At 73.2% G+C, this 16,881-nt stretch carries 17 protein-coding genes; 7 read left to right on the forward strand and 10 right to left on the reverse strand.

Going from position 1 to position 16,881, the window contains the following annotated elements; genetic code table 11:
- Positions 1 to 547: 547 nt before the first annotated feature.
- Positions 548 to 1,840, reverse strand: coding sequence for a tyrosine--tRNA ligase (gene tyrS / locus ACZ6N8_RS10715; protein ID WP_466009807.1), 1,293 nt, complete (start codon positions 1,838 to 1,840; stop codon positions 548 to 550).
- A gap of 99 nt (positions 1,841 to 1,939) precedes the next feature.
- On the opposite strand from tyrS, the gene ACZ6N8_RS10720 reads away from it, so the two are divergent.
- Positions 1,940 to 2,329: a PaaI family thioesterase gene (locus ACZ6N8_RS10720; RefSeq protein WP_466009190.1), complete on the forward strand. Its 390-nt coding sequence runs from the start codon at positions 1,940 to 1,942 to the stop codon at positions 2,327 to 2,329.
- Between the two features lie 18 nt (positions 2,330 to 2,347).
- Here the strand turns inward: ACZ6N8_RS10720 and ACZ6N8_RS10725 are convergent, their stop codons facing one another.
- The 3 genes from ACZ6N8_RS10725 to ACZ6N8_RS10735 all read right to left on the reverse strand — a co-directional run bounded on the left by ACZ6N8_RS10725 (position 2,348) and on the right by ACZ6N8_RS10735 (position 4,950).
- Entirely contained in the window at positions 2,348 to 3,673 is a 1,326-nt protein-coding gene (locus tag ACZ6N8_RS10725; RefSeq protein ID WP_466009191.1) for a hemolysin family protein, read from the reverse strand.
- A gap of 125 nt (positions 3,674 to 3,798) precedes the next feature.
- Positions 3,799 to 4,440 carry a hypothetical protein gene (locus ACZ6N8_RS10730; RefSeq protein ID WP_466009193.1) on the reverse strand — a complete coding sequence of 214 codons (642 nt, stop codon included), beginning with the start codon at positions 4,438 to 4,440 and terminating at the stop codon, positions 3,799 to 3,801.
- 9 nt (positions 4,441 to 4,449) lie between these two features.
- Positions 4,450 to 4,950, reverse strand: coding sequence for a GNAT family N-acetyltransferase (locus tag ACZ6N8_RS10735; protein WP_466009195.1), 501 nt, complete (start codon positions 4,948 to 4,950; stop codon positions 4,450 to 4,452).
- A gap of 208 nt (positions 4,951 to 5,158) precedes the next feature.
- Here ACZ6N8_RS10735 and ACZ6N8_RS10740 point away from each other — a divergent pair, with 208 nt between their 5' ends.
- The 3 genes from ACZ6N8_RS10740 to ACZ6N8_RS10750 all read left to right on the forward strand — a co-directional run bounded on the left by ACZ6N8_RS10740 (position 5,159) and on the right by ACZ6N8_RS10750 (position 9,781).
- Positions 5,159 to 7,852, forward strand: coding sequence for a cation-translocating P-type ATPase (locus tag ACZ6N8_RS10740; RefSeq protein ID WP_466009809.1), 2,694 nt, complete (start codon positions 5,159 to 5,161; stop codon positions 7,850 to 7,852).
- A gap of 51 nt (positions 7,853 to 7,903) precedes the next feature.
- On the forward strand, positions 7,904 to 8,791 hold the full coding sequence (locus ACZ6N8_RS10745) for a universal stress protein (protein WP_466009197.1): 888 nt from the start codon (positions 7,904 to 7,906) through the stop codon (positions 8,789 to 8,791).
- Between the two features lie 108 nt (positions 8,792 to 8,899).
- Complete coding sequence (locus tag ACZ6N8_RS10750) at positions 8,900 to 9,781, forward strand: universal stress protein (RefSeq protein WP_466009199.1); 882 nt, start codon at positions 8,900 to 8,902, stop codon at positions 9,779 to 9,781.
- Here ACZ6N8_RS10750 and ACZ6N8_RS10755 read toward each other — a convergent pair.
- The 5 genes from ACZ6N8_RS10755 to ACZ6N8_RS10775 all read right to left on the reverse strand — a co-directional run bounded on the left by ACZ6N8_RS10755 (position 9,774) and on the right by ACZ6N8_RS10775 (position 13,781).
- Complete coding sequence (locus ACZ6N8_RS10755) at positions 9,774 to 10,409, reverse strand: FMN reductase (RefSeq protein ID WP_466009201.1); 636 nt, start codon at positions 10,407 to 10,409, stop codon at positions 9,774 to 9,776. The two genes, ACZ6N8_RS10750 and ACZ6N8_RS10755, sit on opposite strands and share 8 nt — an antisense overlap.
- A complete protein-coding gene (locus tag ACZ6N8_RS10760; RefSeq protein WP_466009203.1) occupies positions 10,406 to 11,548 on the reverse strand; it encodes an LLM class flavin-dependent oxidoreductase in 1,143 nt (380 codons plus the stop codon). The genes ACZ6N8_RS10755 and ACZ6N8_RS10760 overlap by 4 nt, the downstream gene beginning before the upstream one ends.
- A 145-nt stretch (positions 11,549 to 11,693) precedes the next feature.
- Positions 11,694 to 11,969, reverse strand: a complete 276-nt coding sequence (locus ACZ6N8_RS10765; RefSeq protein ID WP_466009205.1) for a ubiquitin-like small modifier protein 1 — start codon at positions 11,967 to 11,969, stop codon at positions 11,694 to 11,696.
- Position 11,970: 1 nt separating this feature from the next.
- Complete coding sequence (locus tag ACZ6N8_RS10770; protein WP_466009207.1) at positions 11,971 to 13,056, reverse strand: WD40/YVTN/BNR-like repeat-containing protein; 1,086 nt, start codon at positions 13,054 to 13,056, stop codon at positions 11,971 to 11,973.
- 83 nt (positions 13,057 to 13,139) lie between these two features.
- Positions 13,140 to 13,781, reverse strand: coding sequence for a DNA-3-methyladenine glycosylase (locus ACZ6N8_RS10775; protein ID WP_466009208.1), 642 nt, complete (start codon positions 13,779 to 13,781; stop codon positions 13,140 to 13,142).
- A 177-nt stretch (positions 13,782 to 13,958) separates the two neighbouring features.
- Between ACZ6N8_RS10775 and ACZ6N8_RS10780 the strand changes: the two genes are divergently transcribed.
- The 3 genes from ACZ6N8_RS10780 to ACZ6N8_RS10790 all read left to right on the forward strand — a co-directional run bounded on the left by ACZ6N8_RS10780 (position 13,959) and on the right by ACZ6N8_RS10790 (position 15,364).
- Positions 13,959 to 14,417: a hypothetical protein gene (locus ACZ6N8_RS10780; RefSeq protein WP_466009209.1), complete on the forward strand. Its 459-nt coding sequence runs from the start codon at positions 13,959 to 13,961 to the stop codon at positions 14,415 to 14,417.
- Positions 14,418 to 14,502: 85 nt separating this feature from the next.
- Positions 14,503 to 14,928 (forward strand): DNA-binding protein, encoded by a 426-nt coding sequence (locus ACZ6N8_RS10785; protein ID WP_466009211.1) that lies wholly within the window; start codon positions 14,503 to 14,505, stop codon positions 14,926 to 14,928.
- 82 nt (positions 14,929 to 15,010) lie between these two features.
- Positions 15,011 to 15,364 carry an MmcQ/YjbR family DNA-binding protein gene (locus ACZ6N8_RS10790; RefSeq protein ID WP_466009213.1) on the forward strand — a complete coding sequence of 118 codons (354 nt, stop codon included), beginning with the start codon at positions 15,011 to 15,013 and terminating at the stop codon, positions 15,362 to 15,364.
- A gap of 43 nt (positions 15,365 to 15,407) precedes the next feature.
- Here the strand turns inward: ACZ6N8_RS10790 and argH are convergent, their stop codons facing one another.
- Positions 15,408 to 16,871, reverse strand: coding sequence for an argininosuccinate lyase (gene argH / locus ACZ6N8_RS10795; protein WP_387123541.1), 1,464 nt, complete (start codon positions 16,869 to 16,871; stop codon positions 15,408 to 15,410).
- Between the last annotated feature and the right edge of the window lie 10 nt (positions 16,872 to 16,881).

Consider the following 16,881-nt stretch of genomic DNA (forward strand, 5'->3'; position numbering starts at 1 on the left):
TAATTGGCACTGGCTTTACAAGCACCCTGTTGAGTTCTCAAAGAACAACCACACACCGAACCAAACACCACACTCAGTGGCACCCGTTTCGGGGCTTTTCCGCTCTGCGTCCCGGCGCTTTCAGCGCCAGGCACTTTTACTACGTTACCCGCCCGTTTCCGCCGTGTCAAACCGGTGTTTCGCGGTTCGTCGTGCTTCAGCCGGTAATGCGGGCACCATGTCTCGATCGGCTTGCGCCGCTCTCGTCACGGATTCGGTAGGCCGGCCGTCGCGATTTCCCGCGACCCGCCCGGTGCCCTACCGACTGCCAACCATACCCGGTCGGTTTCGCCGCGCCAAATCCGCCTCGCGGCGTTTCTGGTGGCACCTCCCGGTCCGGGATCCGGCGGGCACGCCCGCCCGGCCCCGAGGCCGTTCGCCGCGCTCCGGCCGATTTCGGCTTTCGCCTGTTTCGTCCGTTCCGCGCTGGCAGAGAGAAAGTTACGCGTCCGGCGGAGTGATCGTCAAATCCGCCGGACGCGTCCCCCGTCACACCGTCGACGGCCGACTATCCGCCCAGCTCAACGCCCGCGAAGGAGCGCTTGCCGCGGCGCAGCACCAGGTACCTGCCGTGCAGCAGATCGTCCGGAGACACCGCGGCGTCCACCTCGGTCACCCGGTTGTTGTTGACATACGCGCCGCCCTCGGCGATCACCCGGCGGGCCTCCTTGAGGCCGTTCACGAGCCCGGAGTCCCGAAGGAGGCCTGCCACGTCCGGCAGCTCGCCGGTGAGGCGTACCAGGCCCGCCTCGGTCAACGCCGCGCGCAGCGTCTCCGGGGCGAGGTCGTCGAGCGAACCACGCCCGAACAGCGCCTGGCTGGCGGCGACCGCCTGCCGGGTCTCCTCGGGGCCGTGCACAAGAGTGGTCAGCTCCTCGGCGAGCGCCCGCTGGGCCAGCCGGGCGGCCGGTCGTTCGGCGGTGGCCTTCGCCAGCTCCTCCAACTCTTCCCGGGAGCGGAAGCTGAAGTACCGCAGGTAGCGGTCGACCTCCCGGTCGTCCACGTTGAGCCAGAACTGGTAGAACGCGTACGGGCTGGTCATCGTGGGGTCGAGCCAGACGGCGCCGCCCTCGCTCTTGCCGAACTTCGTACCGTCGGCCTTGGTGACCAGGGGCGTGGTGAACGCCTGCACCGGCCCCGCGCCGCGCCTGCGGACGTAGTCGACGCCTGCGGTGATGTTGCCCCACTGGTCGGAGCCACCGAACTGGAGCTGACAGCCGTGCCGGCGGTGCAGCTCGTAGAAGTCGTTGGCCTGCAACAGCTGGTAGCTGAACTCGGTGAAGCTGATGCCGGTCTCCAGCCGGGCCCGCACCACCTCCCGGGCCAACATCTTGTTCACCGGGAAGTGCTTGCCCACGTCGCGGAGGAACTCGACGATCGACATCTCGCCGGTCCAGTCCAGGTTGTTGACCAGCTGCGCCGCGTTGTCGCCGGTGTACGACACGAACGGCGCGAGCTGCTCGCGGATCCGCTCGACCCAGCCGGCGATCACGTCGAGTGGGTTGAGTGCCCGTTCGGCGCTCTCCTTCGGGTCACCGATCTGCCCGGTGGCCCCGCCGACCAGCAGCAACGGTCGATGCCCGGCGAGTTGCAGCCGGCGGGCCATCAGGACCTGCATGAGGTTGCCGACGTGCAGGCTCGGGGCGGTGGGGTCGAAGCCCACGTAATAGGTGGCGGCAGCCCCGCCGTCGAGCAGCTCGCGCAGCTCGTCGAGGCCTGTCGAGTCCTGAATGAGGCCACGCCAGAGCAGGTCGTCGGTCAGGGAGTCCCGCTCGGTCGGCGGGGGGCTGCTGTCGGTCACGGTCACCGATTCTCCCCCATCGCCCGCCCCGACCCGTACCGGGTTTCGCGCAACCCGTCCCGGTTAGGCTTGCGCCCCGTTGATCGAGGAGGGTTTGCCGTGGAGAAGCCGGATCTGACGGGTGGGTTCGTCGCCCTGCTCGGGCTCACGTTCGAGGAGGCCACCGCCGACCGGGTGGTCATCAGCTGGCAGGTCCGACCGGAGCTGCACCAGCCGTTCGGCATCCAGCACGGCGGGGTGTACTGCTCGGTGGTGGAGACCGCGGCCAGCGTCGGTGGTTCGCTCTGGCTGGCCGACCGGGGGACTGTCGTCGGCGTGTCGAACCAGACCGACTTCCTGCGGGCCGTCCGGGAGGGCGAGCTGACCGCCGTCGGCACGCCCGTGCACCGGGGCCGCAGCCAGCAGCTCTGGCAGGTGGAGATCACCGACGGTGACGAGCGGTTGGTCGCCCGCGGGCAGGTCCGTCTGCAGAACCTCTCCCGCGACTGAGCCGCGCCCTCGACGGGGTCAGCTGCGGGCCTCGTCCAGCACCGGCTCGGCGTCCCGCTCGGCGTCCGTCTCGTCGGGCACCCGGCTCAGTCGTACCTCGGTGATGGCCCGGTGGTCGATGCCAGCCACCACCAGGACCCAGCCGTCCAGGGTCACGTCCTCACCGGCGACGGTGGGGATGTGCCCGAGGCGGGCCAGCACCAGCCCGGCGACGGTGGTGTAGTCGCCGTCCGGGCGCGACGGCAGCTCGACGCCGATGTCCGGAAGGTCGTGCACCGGGAAGGTGCCCGGCAGCACCAGGGCGCCGTCCGGTTCGCGGCGCACCGAGTAGCCGTCCCGGTCGGTCTCGTCGTAGATCTCCCCGACGATCTCCTCCAGGATGTCCTCAAGCGTCACGATCCCGTCGACGGCGCCGCGCTCGTCCACCACCAGGGCGATGTGCTGGCGTTCGGCCTTGAACTGGCGCAGCGCGTCCACCACGGGCAGCGAGTCGGGCAGCAGCATCGGCGGGCGGGCGATCTCGTCGACCGGCCGGTCGTCGGGCACCCCGACCAGGTCACGCAGGTGGATCACCCCGGCCGTGTCGTCCAGGCCGCCGTGGCGCACCACCGGCGCGCGGGAGTGCCCGGTGGCGGCCAGCACGAGCCGTGCGGCCTCCGCGGTGGTCCCGCTGTCGAGCGTGAAGACCTGCAACCGGGGTACGAGGACAGCCCGCAGCCGCCGGTCGGCGATCTCGACGGCGCCGGCGATGATGGTGCGCTGCTCCTTGGTGAAGCCGTGGTTGCCGGCGACGATGTCGCGCAGCTCGTCCGGGCCGATCTCCTCCGGCTGGTGCTTCGGGTTCAGCCCGACCAGCCGGACGACCAGGTCGCTGGTGGCGCCGAGCGCCCAGACGGCCGGGCGGGTGATGCTGGCGAGCAGGTCGAGCGGGCGGGCCACCAGCAGGGCCCACCGCTCGGCGGACTGCATGGCGATCCGCTTGGGGGCCAGCTCGCCGAAGACCAGGGTGACGAAGGTCAGCGCCAGGGTGACCACCACGATGGCGACCGTCTCGGCGGCGTTGCCGAACATGCCGAGCAGCGGTACGAGGGGCTTGGCCAGGGAGACCGCGGCGGCGGCGGAGGCCAGGAAACCGGCCAGGGTGATGCCGATCTGGATGGTGGCCAGGAAGCGGTTCGGGTCCTTCGCGAGGCGGGCCAGCACCCGCCCGGCCCGGCTGGTGCGCTCCAACCGCTGGATCTGGCTGTCCCGCAGCGACACCAACGCCATCTCACTGCCGGCGAAGAGCGCGTTGATGACGATCAGGATCCCGACCAGGGCCAGTTGGCTCCCGTAGCTCTGCACGCCCGCTTCGCTCCCTCAACGGTGGTGACGCCGGCGGGTACGCGCGGCGCCGCCGGTCGGCGAGCCGGCCGGCGTACGCGCTTCTGTGCCCCGTCCGGGGTCGACCGAATCCTGCTCGGGCGACGCTACGCCGAACCGGTGGTCGCCGGCGCCGGCAGGTCGAGGACGTACGAGCCGCCCTCGGGGCGGAAGCCGAGCCGGTGGTAGTACGGGGCGAGCATCCCGGGCGGGCTGACCACCCGGTGGAAGCCGCGTTCGGTGAAGAGGCGGCTGCGCCGGTAGACGAACTCGCCGGGGGTGAAGTCGCGGAACTTCGGGGTCACGTAGTCCAGGTCGATTTGGGCGGTTCCGCGGGCCTCGGCGTGCGAGAGCACCACCCCGACCACCTCGTCGGCGGTGACCACCAGGAACGCGGAGCGACTGGGTGCGTCCGGCTCCCAGTGGAAGTCAGGGTTGAACCGGGCGATGTCCGCACCGTGCACCCGCAGCGTGTGCGCCAGGAACTGGTCACCGACGCCGACCTCGACCACCTGGTAGGTCTTCTCGTCGTGCCGGGTGGCGAGCATCGCCCGCAGGTACCAGATGTTGATCACCGAGAGGACGATGTTGAGCCCGACCATGGGCCACACCTCGATGGCGGCGTTGTAGCCGATCAGCACGACGCAGCCGACGAGGTTGAGGGCGCGCAGCCGCAGGACGCGCGACTGCAACAGCGACCACACCAGCACCGCGGAGCCGGCCCAGCCGACCAGATCCAACCAGTTCACCCCGCGAGACTAGTGCCCGCCCAGGTCAGCGGAGTCGGCGGGCAGCTCCAGCAGCCACTCCTGGACGTCCTCGCCGCGCCCGTTGGCGTATCCCGAATCCTCGCCGACCACCACGAAGCCGCACTTGCGCAGCACCGCGAGGGAGGCGGCGTTGTCCTTGGCGGCGCGGGCGTGCACCGGCCGGGGCACCTCGCGCAGCAGCGCGGCCAGGGCGGCGGTGGCGTGACCCCGGCCCCAGCGGGCCGGGTCGATCCAGTAGCTGACCTCGGTCTGGTCGTCGACAGGGAACGCGCTCACGTACCCGACGACCTCGCCGTCGGCCTCGACGGTGCGGACCAGGTTCGCGGGGTTGGTGAGCACCCGCGCCCAGTGCCCGGCGAACTCACGGTGGTCGGTCGGGTCCTTCGGGCCGAACGCGGCCATCCGGTTGGCCTCCGGGTCCTGCTGGTGCAGGAAGAATTCCACGAGGTCGTCCTCGCGGACCGGGCGCAGGCGCACGTCGGCGGTCATCCGACGAGGGTACGCGGGGAACGGGCCCTGCCCGCCGTGCGGCCCGGACGCCCGGCACCGGGGGTCGTTGGTCCCGGGTCCGGCGGGCGCAACGCCCCTGCCGGCCGGGGCTCCACCAGGCGAGGGTTGGTGCGGACGGCGTGCCTGCGACGCGCCGCGCGAGGGTGGGGAGCGCACGGTGGCAGAGACCGGCGGACAGAGCCGGACGCTGGACGACGCCGTCGACCAGCTCGTCCCGCTCGGGCTCGACGCGGCGGAGGCCGCCGCCCGGCTGCGCACGGACGGGCCCAACGCGGTGGCGCCGCCGCCGCGCCGGCATCTGGCCGTACGCGTGCTGCGCCAGCTCACCGATCCCCTGGTGGCGCTGCTGCTCGCCGCCGCAGTGGTGACCACCGCGCTCGGCGACTACCCGGACACCGCCGTGATCGTCCTGGTCGTGCTGGTGAACACGGTCATCGGGGTGGTGCAGGAGATCCGCGCGGACCGCGCCGTGGCGGCGCTGGGTCAGCTGGCCGCGCCCGCCGCCCGGGTCGTACGGGACGGCCGGGACCTTGCCGTCCCCGCAGCCGACCTGGTCCGGGGCGACCTCGTCCGGGTCGAGGCCGGCGACATCGTGCCCGCCGACCTGCTGCTGGTCGAGGCGAACCGCCTGCAACTGGACGAGTCCGCGTTGAGTGGCGAGTCGGTGCCGGTGGGGCGGACCGTCGGGCAGGACGCCCTCGCCGGGACCGTCGTCACCACCGGCCGCGCGGCCGGCACCGTGCGGCGGACCGGGCCGGCGAGCGCACTGGGCCGGATCAGCACGCTTGTGGCGGGCACCCGGCCCACCGCCACGCCGTTGCAGCGCCGGCTCGCCGTCCTGGGCCGCACGCTCGGGTTGGTCGCTGTCGCGCTGTCCGGGCTGGTCTTCGCCGCGGGGGTGGTCGCCGGCCGGCCGGTGGTCGACATGGCCATCACGGCGGTGAGCCTGGTCGTCGCGGCGGTACCCGAGTCCCTGCCCGCGGTGGTGACGCTGGCGCTGGCGCTCGGCGCGCGCCGGATGGCCGCCTCGAACGCCATCCCGCGCCGGCTGCACGCGGTGGAGACGCTCGGCTCGGTGACCGTGATCGCCTCCGACAAGACAGGCACCCTCACCCAGGGGCGGATGGCGGTCCAGCAGGCCGTCACCACCGACGGGGCGCGGTACGGGGTCACCGGCAGCGGGTACACCCCGCACGGCGCCGTGCACCGTGACGGCGCGGCGGTGGCCGTACCCGAGGAACTGCGCCGCCTGGCACGGGCCGGGCTGCTCTGCAACGACGCCGCCCTGTCACCTCCCGACGAGGAACGCGCCGAGTGGGGCGCCGTGGGCGACCCCCTGGAAGCGGCGCTCGTCGCCTTCGCGGCGCGGTGCGGCCTCGACCCGCAGGCCACCCGCAGCGCCTGGCCCCGGGTCGCCGAACACCCCTTCGACCAGGCCCAACGCCGGATGGTCACCGTGCACCGCTCCGGCGACCAGCGCCACCTCGTGGTCTGCAAGGGCGCCCCGGAGAGCGTCCTCGGCCCGCACCTGCTCGACGCCACCGACGACGAGATCGCCGCGCTGACCCGCACCGCCCACCGGCTCGCCGCGGAGGGGCTGCGGGTGCTCGCCGTCGCCGCCGCCCTGGTGGACACCCCGCCGGACCTCGCCGCGCCGACCGGTCTGCGCCCGCTCGGGCTGGTCGCCGTCGGCGACCCGCTGCGCCCGGGCGCCCCCGAGATCGCCGAGAGCCTCGACACCGCAGGGGTGCGACTGCTGCTGATCACCGGGGACCACCCGGCCACGGCGGCCGCGATCGGCTCCCAGCTCGGCCTCTGGCGCGACGGCGACCCCCTCGCCCGCGGCGACGACGCGGCGACGCCGCACCCGGACACCCGGGTCTTCGCCCGCACCCAGCCGGAACAGAAGCTCGACATCATCGCCGACCTCCAGGCCCGCGGGCACGTCGTCGCGATGACCGGAGACGGGGTAAACGACGCCCCGGCGTTGCGCCGCGCCGACATCGGGGTGGCGATGGGCGGCGGCACCGAGGTCGCCCGGCAGGCCGCCGACCTGGTCCTGGTCGACGACGACCTGTCCACCGTGGCCGCCGCCATCGGCGAGGGCCGGCGCATCTACGACAACATCAGGCGGTTCCTGCGGTACGCCCTCTCCGGCGGGGTGGCCGAGATCCTGGTGATGTTGATCGGGCCGCTGTTCGGGTTGACCGTGCCGCTGCTGCCCGCGCAGATCCTCTGGGTGAACCTGTTGACGCACGGCGTGCCCGGGGTGGCCCTCGGCGCCGAACCGGCCGAACCGGGCACACTGCGGCGGGCGCCCCGCTCACCGCAGGAGTCGGTGCTCGGCGCGGGGCTGGGTCGGGACGTCCTGCTCACCGGCGCGCTGATCGCCGCCGTGGTGCTCGGCGCCGGCGTGGTCGCCGCCGGCCGGGACCTGCCCTGGCAGTCGGTGGTCTTCGTGGTGCTCGGCCTGGCCCAGCTCGGCGTCGCGCTGGCGGTGCGGGCACCCCGCCCGGCGGGGGCGCCGCGTGGCAACCCAGGCCTCCTCGTCGCGGTCGCCGTGTCGGCCCTGCTCCAGGTCGGCGGCGTGCTGGTCGCCCCGCTGCGGGACCTGCTGGGCACCGACCCACTGACACCTGGCGTGCTGCTGGCCTGCGCGGCGGTGAGCGCCGTCCCCGCGCTGGTGCTGTGGCTGACCCGCCGCCGCCCGACGCCGCCACCGGCACGACGAGCCGACGGTGGCGACGACCCGGGCACCCGCGACGACGACGCCGGCGGCGAACCGTCCCGGCGGGGCGACCCGACCGTCCCGGCGTCGCGGCGCGAGGACGTGGTCGTTACGGGACCAACGGCCCCCGGGTCCCCTACCGTCCGCCCCTGACCGTCCGAGCAGGTACGCGTGACGATGGAGGTGCAACGAAGGAGGACGGAAATGACCATCAGATCTGGTGCCCCCGTGGTGGTGGCGGTGGACGGTTCGACGTCGGCGCTGGAGGCGGTGCGGGTCGCCGCCCGGGAAGCCGTGACGCGGGGACGCCCGCTGCGGGTCGTGCACGCGTTCATCTGGGCGCTCTACGGCGTACCGCTGGAGCCTGCGCCGGGCGCTCCCGCCAATTCCGGCTTCCGGCGCCAGGCGGACCAGCTGGTCGCCGACGCGGTGACCGAGGCCACCAAGGTCGCGCCGGATCTCGCCGTCACCGGCGCGGTCGTCGAGGGCGCACCCACCCCGGTGCTGCTGGCCGAGGCCCGGGACGCCGCGCTGCTGGTGCTCGGCAGCCGGGGCCTGGGCGGCTTCGGCGGGCTGCTGATCGGTTCGGTGGCGGTGCAGGTCTCCGCCCGCGCCGGCTGCCCCGTCCTCGTCGTCAAGGGTGAGGCCCGCGCCGACGGACCGGTGGTGGTCGGAGTCGACGGTTCGGCCCTGTCCACCGAGGCCCTGGGGTTCGCCTTCGAGGAAGCCTCGCTGCGGGGCACCGGCCTGGTGGCCGTGCACGCCTGGATCATCCCGGCCGGGCCGTCCGACCTCCTGCCGACCGGGTACGACGTGGACGCGCTCGTCGCCGAGGAGGAGCGGGAACTCGCCGAGGCGGTCGCCGGTTGGTCGCAGCGCTATCCCGACGTGCCGGTACGGCGTCACGTCGCGTACGGCGCGCCGGCGCGGCTGCTGGTTGAGGAGTCGGCCAGGGCGCAGCTGACAGTGGTCGGGGCACGTGGGCGGGGCGCGCTGGCCGGCATGCTGCTCGGTTCGGTGAGCCACGCGGTGCTGCACCACGCGCACAGCCCGGTGGTGGTCGTCCGCAACCGCGAGGGTCGGGAAGGCTGACACCCCGTCCGCCCGGGCGCGGGGCGCCGCGTCCGGGCGGCGGCGCGTACCGGCAAATGCCGGCGTCGCGCGGTGGGTGCGCCGACAATGGCCTGACCGACCCAGGGAGTGCCGATGAACCGACCTGTCGTGGTGGGTGTGGACGGCTCACCGTCCAGCCTCGTCGCCGCCGAGCACGCGGCCCGCGCCGCCCTGCTCCGGTCCCGCCCGTTACGGCTGGTGCACGGCTACCTGCATCCGCTCGGCTACGGCGTGCCGCTCAACCCGTACGACCTCGGTGTGCCGGCGCCCTCCGGGGAGGCGCAGGAGATGCTGGAACGGACGGCGGCCGATCTCACCGACCGCTGGCCCGGCCTCACGGTCGAGGTGAGCCAGGTCGCCGGGGGCCCCGGCGCCACGATGGTCGAGGAGTCCCGCCGGGCCGACCTCGTCGTCGTGGGCAGCCGCGGGCTGGGCGGGTTCACCGGGTTGCTGCTCGGCTCGGTGGGCGCACAGGTCGCCGCGCACGCGCACTGTCCGGTGCTTGTGGTCCGCCCGGACGAGCAGCCGATTCCGGTGGACGCGCCGGTGCTCGTCGGCGTGGACGGGTCCGAGTCGTCCGGGCTCGCCGTGCGGCTCGGCGCGTACGAGGCCTCGCTGCGCACCGTGCCGCTGGTGCTCACGCACATCAGCCCGCCGCCGGACGGCGACCGGCCGATACCTGAGGAGATCGAGGAGTCGCAGGCCGCGTACCAGGCCGAGTCGGTGCGACTGCTCGCCGACGCGTCCGCCGCCGTCCGGGCCGAGCATCCCGACCTCGTGGTGCGGGAGCATCCGGTCCGGGCGGCCGGCGCGGCCCAGGGGCTCATCGAGGCCAGCGGCACGGCGTCGCTGCTGGTCGTGGGCACCCGGGGCCGGTCCGGATTCGCCGGTCTGCTGCTCGGATCGGTCAGTCAGGCGGCGATCCAGCACGCGCACTGCCCGGTGCTGGTCGCCCACCCGGTCAGCTGACAGCGGTGTCGCCGCCCCTGCCGAGCATCTGGAGGAAGTCGGTGGTGAGGGCGAACGGGTCGGCGGGGCCACTGGCCGGCGGCCGACGCTCGATCTGGTCGGCCAGCTCCCCCGCGGCACGCCGGATCCGGCCGCGCAGCGCGCCGTCCGCGGTGCCGTCGGACCAGTCCTCAGGCGCGGCGAAGACCGCTGTGGGGACCACCACCGCCCGCAGGTAGCTGAACATCGGGCGGACGGCGTGCTCCAGCGCCAGCGAGTGCCGGGCGGTGCCGCCGGTCGCCCCGACCAGCACCGGCCGGTCGACAAGCGACCCCGCGTCGAGCACGTCGAAGAAGGACTTGAACAGCCCGTTGTACGAGGCACTGAAGATCGGGGTGACGGCGATGATCCCGTCCGCCCCGGTCACCGCGTCGATGGCCTCGCGAAGCGCGGTCGGCGGGAACCCGGTGAGCATGTTGTTCACCACGTCGTGGGCGTACTCCCGCAGGTCGACGACGCGCAGATCGACCTCGTGGCCGCGCCGGACCAGCTCGTCACGGGTCGCCCCGGCGAGCTGGTCGGCGAGCAGCCGGGTCGACGAGGGCTGACTCAGCCCCGCCGAGACCACGGCCAGGGTGCGGCGGGTCATCGGGTCGCCCCCTCCGGTGCCTTTCCCGTCACGTCGTCCACCGCGTGCACTGTGCTGTCCTTGCCACCGCCGGCGGCGGCGACCAGCGATGCGTGGGTCGGCGCCTGGGGCACGTGCGCCGGGCGCAGCGCCTCGAACTCCTTGCGCAGCACCGGAACGACCTCCTCGCCGAGCAGGTCGAGCTGCTCCAGCACCGTCTTCAGGGGCAGCCCGGCGTGGTCCATCAGGAACAGCTGGCGCTGGTAGTCACCGACGTACTCGCGGAAGCCCAGCGTGCGGTCGATGACCTGCTGCGGGCTGCCCACGGTCAGCGGGGTCTCCCTGGTGAAGTCCTCCAGCGACGGCCCGTGCCCGTAGACCGGGGCGTTGTCGAAGTACGGCCGGAACTCCCGGACCGCGTCCTGCGAGTTGCGCCGCATGAACACCTGCCCACCGAGGCCGACGATGGCCTGGTCGGCGGTGCCGTGCCCGTAGTGGGCGTACCGCTGGCGGTAGAGCCCGACCATCCGCTGGGTGTGCTCCTTGGGCCAGAAGATGTGGTTGGCGAAGAAGCCGTCACCGTAGTAGGCCGCCTGCTCGGCGATCTCCGGGCTGCGGATCGAGCCGTGCCAGACGAACGGGGGCACCCCGTCGAGCGGGCGCGGCGTCGAGGTGAAGGACTGCAGCGGGGTGCGGAACTTGCCCTTCCAGTCGACCACGTCCTCGCGCCACAGCCGGTGCAGCAGGTCGTAGTTCTCGATGGCGAGGGGGATGCCGGCGCGGATGTCCTTGCCGAACCACGGGTACACCGGGCCCGTGTTGCCCCGGCCCATCATCAGGTCCACCCGACCGTCGGACAGGTGCTGGAGCATCGCGTAGTCCTCGGCGATCTTCACCGGGTCGTTTGTGGTGATCAGCGTGGTCGCCGTGGACAGCAGCAGCCGCTCGGTGCGCGCCGCGATGTGGCCGAGCATGGTGGTCGGCGACGAGGGCACGAACGGCGGGTTGTGGTGCTCGCCCGCGGCGAAGACGTCCAGGCCGACCTCCTCGGCCTTCAACGCGATGGTGACCATCGCCTTGATCCGCTCATGCTCGGTCGGCTCCCGACCGGTGGTCGGGTCGACCGTGACGTCGCCGACGGTGAAGACTCCGAACTGCATGACCAGCTCCTCGCGTGTCTACCGGGTCCGTCGTGGTACCCGGACGCAGCTCACAACTTATTTGACGACGCAACTATTCCGTGGGCGGCCTATCTCCGGGTGGCGCGGGTCACGCAGGGAACGGGACATACCCGGACGTTCGGCTTCAGCCGCCGGCCACCGAGGGCAGCACCCGCACCTCGGCCCCGTCGCCGACCGGGGTGGCCAGCCCGCCCGAGTGCCGGCAGTCCTCGCCGTCGACGTAGACGTTGACGTACCGGCGCAGCTCGCCGCTCTCGTCGCGGAGCCGCCGGGCCAGCCGCGGATGCGCGACGGCCAGCTCGTCGAGGACCGCCCGCAGCGTGCCGGCGGCGGAGACACTGAGCCGGCTGGCACCGCCGGCCTCGCCGCGCAGCGGGCCGGGCAGCAGCACGGTGACCACGTCAGACCGCCGCGGCGCGGACGCAGAGCACGTCGGGCAGGTGCGCGGCCACCAGCGACCAGGAGTCGCCCTCGTCGCGGCTCGCGTAGACCGCGCCCGAGCGGGTGCCGAAGTAGACCCCGCCCGGGCTGGCGTCGTCGGCGCACATCGCGTCGCGCAGCACCGCCGGATAGAACGGGCCCTCGGGCAGACCCACCGACAGCGGCTCCCATCTGGCGCCGGCGTCGGTCGAGCGGAACACCCGGCAGCGACTGTCGACGGGGAAGCGCTCACCGTCGGCCACCAGTGGAAACGTCCACACCGTGTCGGGCCGCGACGGGTGCGACACCATCGGGAAGCCGAAGTCGCTGGGCAGCCCGCCGGCGATCGAGGCCCAGGTGCGCCCGTCGTCGTCGGAGCGGTAGACGCCGTGGTGGTTCTGCGCGTACAGCCGCTCGGGGTTGCCGGAGTCACGAGCCACCTTGTGTACGCACTGGCCGAACTCCGGCCACTCGTCGGGCAGGAAGGAGGCCCGGATCCCGGTGTTGCCCGGCGACCAGCTCGCCCCCGCGTCCTGCGAGCGGTAGACGCCGCCGGTGGACATCGCGACAAGCAGCCGAGCCGGGTCACGCGGGTGCGGCAGCACCGTGTGCACGGCCTGGCCACCGAACCCGGCCCCCCACTCCGGCCGGTGCGGATGGTCCCAGAGGGAGCGGACGAGCTCGAAGCTGCGACCGCCGTCGGTGGAACGGAACAGGGCCGACGGCTCGGTGCCGGCCCAGACCACGTCCGGCTCGTCGGGGCCGGCCGGCGTCAACTGCCAGACCCGGCCGAGGGAGACGCCCGTGTCGGCCGGGAACGCGACGGGCGCGTGGTCGGGCTCGTCCCAAGAACCGCCGAGATCGTCGCTGGTGGCGACGCTGGGCCCGAAGTGCGAGCTGGTCATCCCGGCGAGCAGGCGCGGCGTGGCGCGACGGGTGTCGACAGCCACCGCGTACACCCCGGTCATCGGAAAGTGCGGGCCGCTGATCTCCCAGCTGCGCCGGTCGTCGGCGCTGGTGGCGAGGAACAGACCCTTGGCGGTGCCGATCGCGAGCAGTGTTGCCATGACGTCCTCCGAACCGTCCGTGAGCAGGTCCGGGTGATTATGGCCACATCCCCCGACACTTCGGGGAACACCACATCCGGGTGTCAGCGCCGGGTGCGGGGCACATGCCGCCGGTAGGCGCTGACCGTCGGGTCACCGTCCAGCCAGAACCGCCACGGCAGGTCGTGCGCGCCCGTCACACCGACCCGCGGGCCGGCGACCACCGCCTCCGGCGGCACCTGCCGTGCCGGTGGCCGCAACCGGACCGGCCCGCCGCCCAGCAGATACCCGCCGTACGCCGATCGGTCGATGCCCAGCGTCGCGCAGAGCCGGGCCGGTCCCCGGGCCAGGTCCACGTCCCGCCGGATGGCCGGCCGACGCTCCCGTGCCGTGGCCAGCCCGTCGACCACCTCGCCGGCGCGCAGCAGCACGGCGGAGGCCTCCCCCTCGACACCGGTCACCACGTTCATGCACCAGTGCATCCCGTAGGTGAAGTAGACGTAGGCGTGCCCGGCGGGACCGAACATCACCGCGTTGCGCGGGGTGCGGCCCCGGTGGGCGTGCGAGGCAGGGTCACCGGCCGTGCCGGCGTACGCCTCGACCTCGGTGATCCGGACGGTGACACCGCCGGCGTGCAGCAGGCAGCCCAGCAGCCCGCGCGCCGCCGGCAGCAGAGGGCCGGCGAGCAGATCCGCCAGCGCCGCCAGGTCGGCGTCGGTGGCGTGGTCACCGGGCGAGAGGTCCATGGCACGACGGTACCCATCCCGCCGCCCCGGAAGCCCGGCCGACCTCCTCGGTCGAACCGGACAAGGCTTCTGTCACACATCAGTCATCCGGGCCTGCGATGGAACCCGGGCGGGGGTCCAGGGGTGTGTGAGGCGTGTCGTCGCAGGGGGCGACGACCGCACCGAGAGGAAGTCACCATGACGGCACGGAGCATCCGGCGATCACTGCTCGCCACCGGTCTCGTCGCGGCTGCCGCGACCCTGGCCTTCACCCCGTCCGCCAGCGCGAGCGTCCCGCTGCGGGCCGCGGCGCAGGCCGACGGGGCACTTACCGCGATCGCGCTCGGCACCACCGGCAAGCTCGACGCGAACGGCGCGGCGGTGTTCGTTCCGGTCACCCTGACCTGCTCGAAGGCCACCGAGTTCGACCTCACGATCAAGGTCGCGCAGGCGGTCGGCGAGACGATGCGCGCGGGCACCACCGTTCGCCGGGTCACCTGCGCGGCGGCCACCCAGGAGGTACGGATCGCGGTGATCCCGGTCGAGCGCCCGTTCGCACGGGGCGTCGCGTTCGGCGTGGTGAGCGCCAGCTCCTGCGACCCGGGCCCGGCCTGCACGACCTTCATCGACGAGCACCGGTTCGACCTGGCGCGTTGACATGACGCCTGGCGGCGCGGCACGTCGCGCCGCCAGGCTTCAACATTCTGTTGACAACTGTGCGTTCATGGTGTGTGCTCGGGACATGACGACCGAGGACCTGTTCACCGCGCCCGATCCGGCCCGGGCCCGCGCCCACCGCACCCATGAGGCGCTGCAACGGATCAGCGACCGACACGCCGGCTCGGTAGCCCGGCGGGGGCGCTGGGCCCACCCCTACGTGCTCGACCCGTGGGAGGCCGTCGCCCTGGTCACCGCCCTCGCCGCCGGCGGCGCCGAGCCGGAACCCACCGAGGAACCGGTCGACGCGGCCGACCTGACCGCCGCGCTGACCCTCCTGCCGTACGTCCGCGCCGAGTTGGACGCCCTGGAGGCGGGGCTGTTGACGCTGGCCCGCGATCGAGGGCTGACCTGGCAGGCCATCGCGTACGGGCTGGGCCTGGGCAGCGCGCAGGCGGCCCGCCAGCGCTACGAGCGGGTGGCCGCACGCTCGTCCGAGCAGGCGGGCTGACCGGGACGCCCCGGGCCAGCCGGCACGCCGCGTGCCTGTGGACGCCCGGACGGGCAGACTGTGCGCACGACGAGGAGGGCCGATGGATCGCGCGGAGATGCTGGCGTACTGCCTGGCCAAACCGGGAGCATGGCTGGACCGGCCATGGGAGAACGACGAGGTGGTGAAGGTCGGCGGGCGGATCTTCGCGTTCCTCGGCAACGGCGACGGGAAGCCCACGGTCGGCATCAAGTGCGGCGCGACCCGCGAGATCGCCGACGAGTGGCTGCACCGTCACCCCGGCGACGCCCGCCCGATGGCCTACATCGGCCGGTCGGGATGGAACACGCTGAGCCTCGACGGTGGCATCGACGCCGACGAGCTGACCGAGGCGGTCGACGCGTCGTACGACATGGTGGTGGCCAAGCTCCCCAAGCGGGAGCGTCCGACGGCCTGAACCGACCGTGGCGCCGGCGACACGCGCCGGCGCCACGGCGAGATCAGCGGGGTACGACCCGCTCGGTGGCCCACTCCCGCCAGCCGACCAGGCGGTCCGCGGCGGCGGCGAGCTGGTCGGCGACCGGGCCGGGGCCGGTCGAGCCGGGCGTCGTCCGGGCCGCGAGGGCCGAACGCACCGACAGCACGTCCCGCACCGACGGGTCGAGGTGCTCACTGACCGCGGCCAGATCCTCGTCGGAGACGTCCTCCAGCTCACACTCCCGGGCCGCGCACAACGCCACCAGCCGGCCGGTGATCTCGTGCGCGTCGCGGAACGGCACGTTGCGCCGGACCAGCCAGTCGGCGACCTCGGTGGCGAGGGAGAAGCCCACAGGCGCGGCGGCGACGAGGCGGTCCACCCGGACCGTCATCGTGGAGATCATGCCCGCGAGGGCCGGCAGCAGCAGTTCCAGGGTGTCGACCGCGTCGAAGGCGGGCTCCTTGTCCTCCTGCATGTCCCGGTCGTACGTCATCGGCAGACCCTTGAGCATGGTCAGCACCGTCATCAGGCCGCCGACGAGCCGGCCGGACTTGCCCCTGGCCAGCTCGGCGATGTCCGCGTTCTTCTTCTGCGGCATGATCGACGAGCCGGTGGCGAACGCGTCGTCCAGCTCCACCCAACCGAACTCGTGCGAGGTCCAGAGCACCACCTCCTCGCCGAGGCGGGACAGGTGCACGCCGATCAGGGCTGTGGTGAAGAGGAACTCGGCGACGAAGTCCCGGTCCGCCACCGCGTCCATCGAGTTGGCGAACGACGTGCGGAAACCCAGCTCCTTGGCCACTGCCACCGGGTCCAGGGGAAGACCGGAACCGGCAAGCGCACCCGCGCCGAGCGGGCTGATCGCCGCCCGGTGGTCCCAGTCGCGCAGCCGTTCCAGGTCCCGCAGCAACGGCTGCACGTGGGCCAGCAGCCAGTGCCCGAACGTGACCGGCTGGGCATGCTGCAGGTGCGTCATGCCGGGCGCGGCGGTGTCGACGTGCCGCTCGGCCTGCTCGACCAGCGCCTCGGCCAGCTCGACCAGACGGCTGGCCACGCCCCGGGCGTGATCACGCAGGTAGAGCCGCAGGTCCGTGGCGACCTGGTCGTTGCGGGACCGGCCGGCGCGCAGCTTGCCGCCGAGGCTGCCGAGGCGCTCCAGCAGCCCCCGCTCCAGCGCGGTGTGCACATCCTCGTCGTCGATGGTGGGGCGGAAGGCCCCGGACGCGCAGGCGGCCTCCAGGTCGTCCAGGGCCGCCAGGATCCGGCCCAGTTCCTCGGGGTCGAGCAGGCCGGCGCCGGCGAGGACCCGGGCGTGCGCCCGGGAACCGGCGATGTCGTACGGGGCCAGGCGCCAGTCGAACTGCACGCTCACCGACAGTCGGGCGAGCGCCTCGGCGGGGCCGCCGGCGAACCGGCCACCCCACAGGCTCGTCCGGTTCGTGCCGGCGCTGTTCTCGGTGAGGCTCTTGTCGTCCACGCCGCCCATTGTTGTCCCC

It is taken from the genome of Micromonospora sp. NPDC047521 (assembly GCF_055587305.1).

What these genes read in the sequence shown, in the direction of transcription:
- ACZ6N8_RS10735 (WP_466009195.1), bottom strand. Translation starts at nt 4,950, where the DNA reads ATGACCGCCGACGTGCGCCTGCGCCCGGTCCGCGAGGACGACCTCGTG.
- ACZ6N8_RS10745 (WP_466009197.1), top strand. Translation starts at nt 7,904, where the DNA reads ATGACCATCAGATCTGGTGCCCCCGTGGTGGTGGCGGTGGACGGTTCG.
- ACZ6N8_RS10755 (WP_466009201.1), bottom strand. Translation starts at nt 10,409, where the DNA reads ATGACCCGCCGCACCCTGGCCGTGGTCTCGGCGGGGCTGAGTCAGCCC.
- ACZ6N8_RS10760 (WP_466009203.1), bottom strand. Translation starts at nt 11,548, where the DNA reads ATGCAGTTCGGAGTCTTCACCGTCGGCGACGTCACGGTCGACCCGACC.
- ACZ6N8_RS10770 (WP_466009207.1), bottom strand. Translation starts at nt 13,056, where the DNA reads ATGGCAACACTGCTCGCGATCGGCACCGCCAAGGGTCTGTTCCTCGCC.
- ACZ6N8_RS10775 (WP_466009208.1), bottom strand. Translation starts at nt 13,781, where the DNA reads ATGGACCTCTCGCCCGGTGACCACGCCACCGACGCCGACCTGGCGGCG.
- ACZ6N8_RS10780 (WP_466009209.1), top strand. Translation starts at nt 13,959, where the DNA reads ATGACGGCACGGAGCATCCGGCGATCACTGCTCGCCACCGGTCTCGTC.
- ACZ6N8_RS10785 (WP_466009211.1), top strand. Translation starts at nt 14,503, where the DNA reads ATGACGACCGAGGACCTGTTCACCGCGCCCGATCCGGCCCGGGCCCGC.
- ACZ6N8_RS10790 (WP_466009213.1), top strand. Translation starts at nt 15,011, where the DNA reads ATGGATCGCGCGGAGATGCTGGCGTACTGCCTGGCCAAACCGGGAGCA.
- argH (WP_387123541.1), bottom strand. Translation starts at nt 16,871, where the DNA reads ATGGGCGGCGTGGACGACAAGAGCCTCACCGAGAACAGCGCCGGCACG.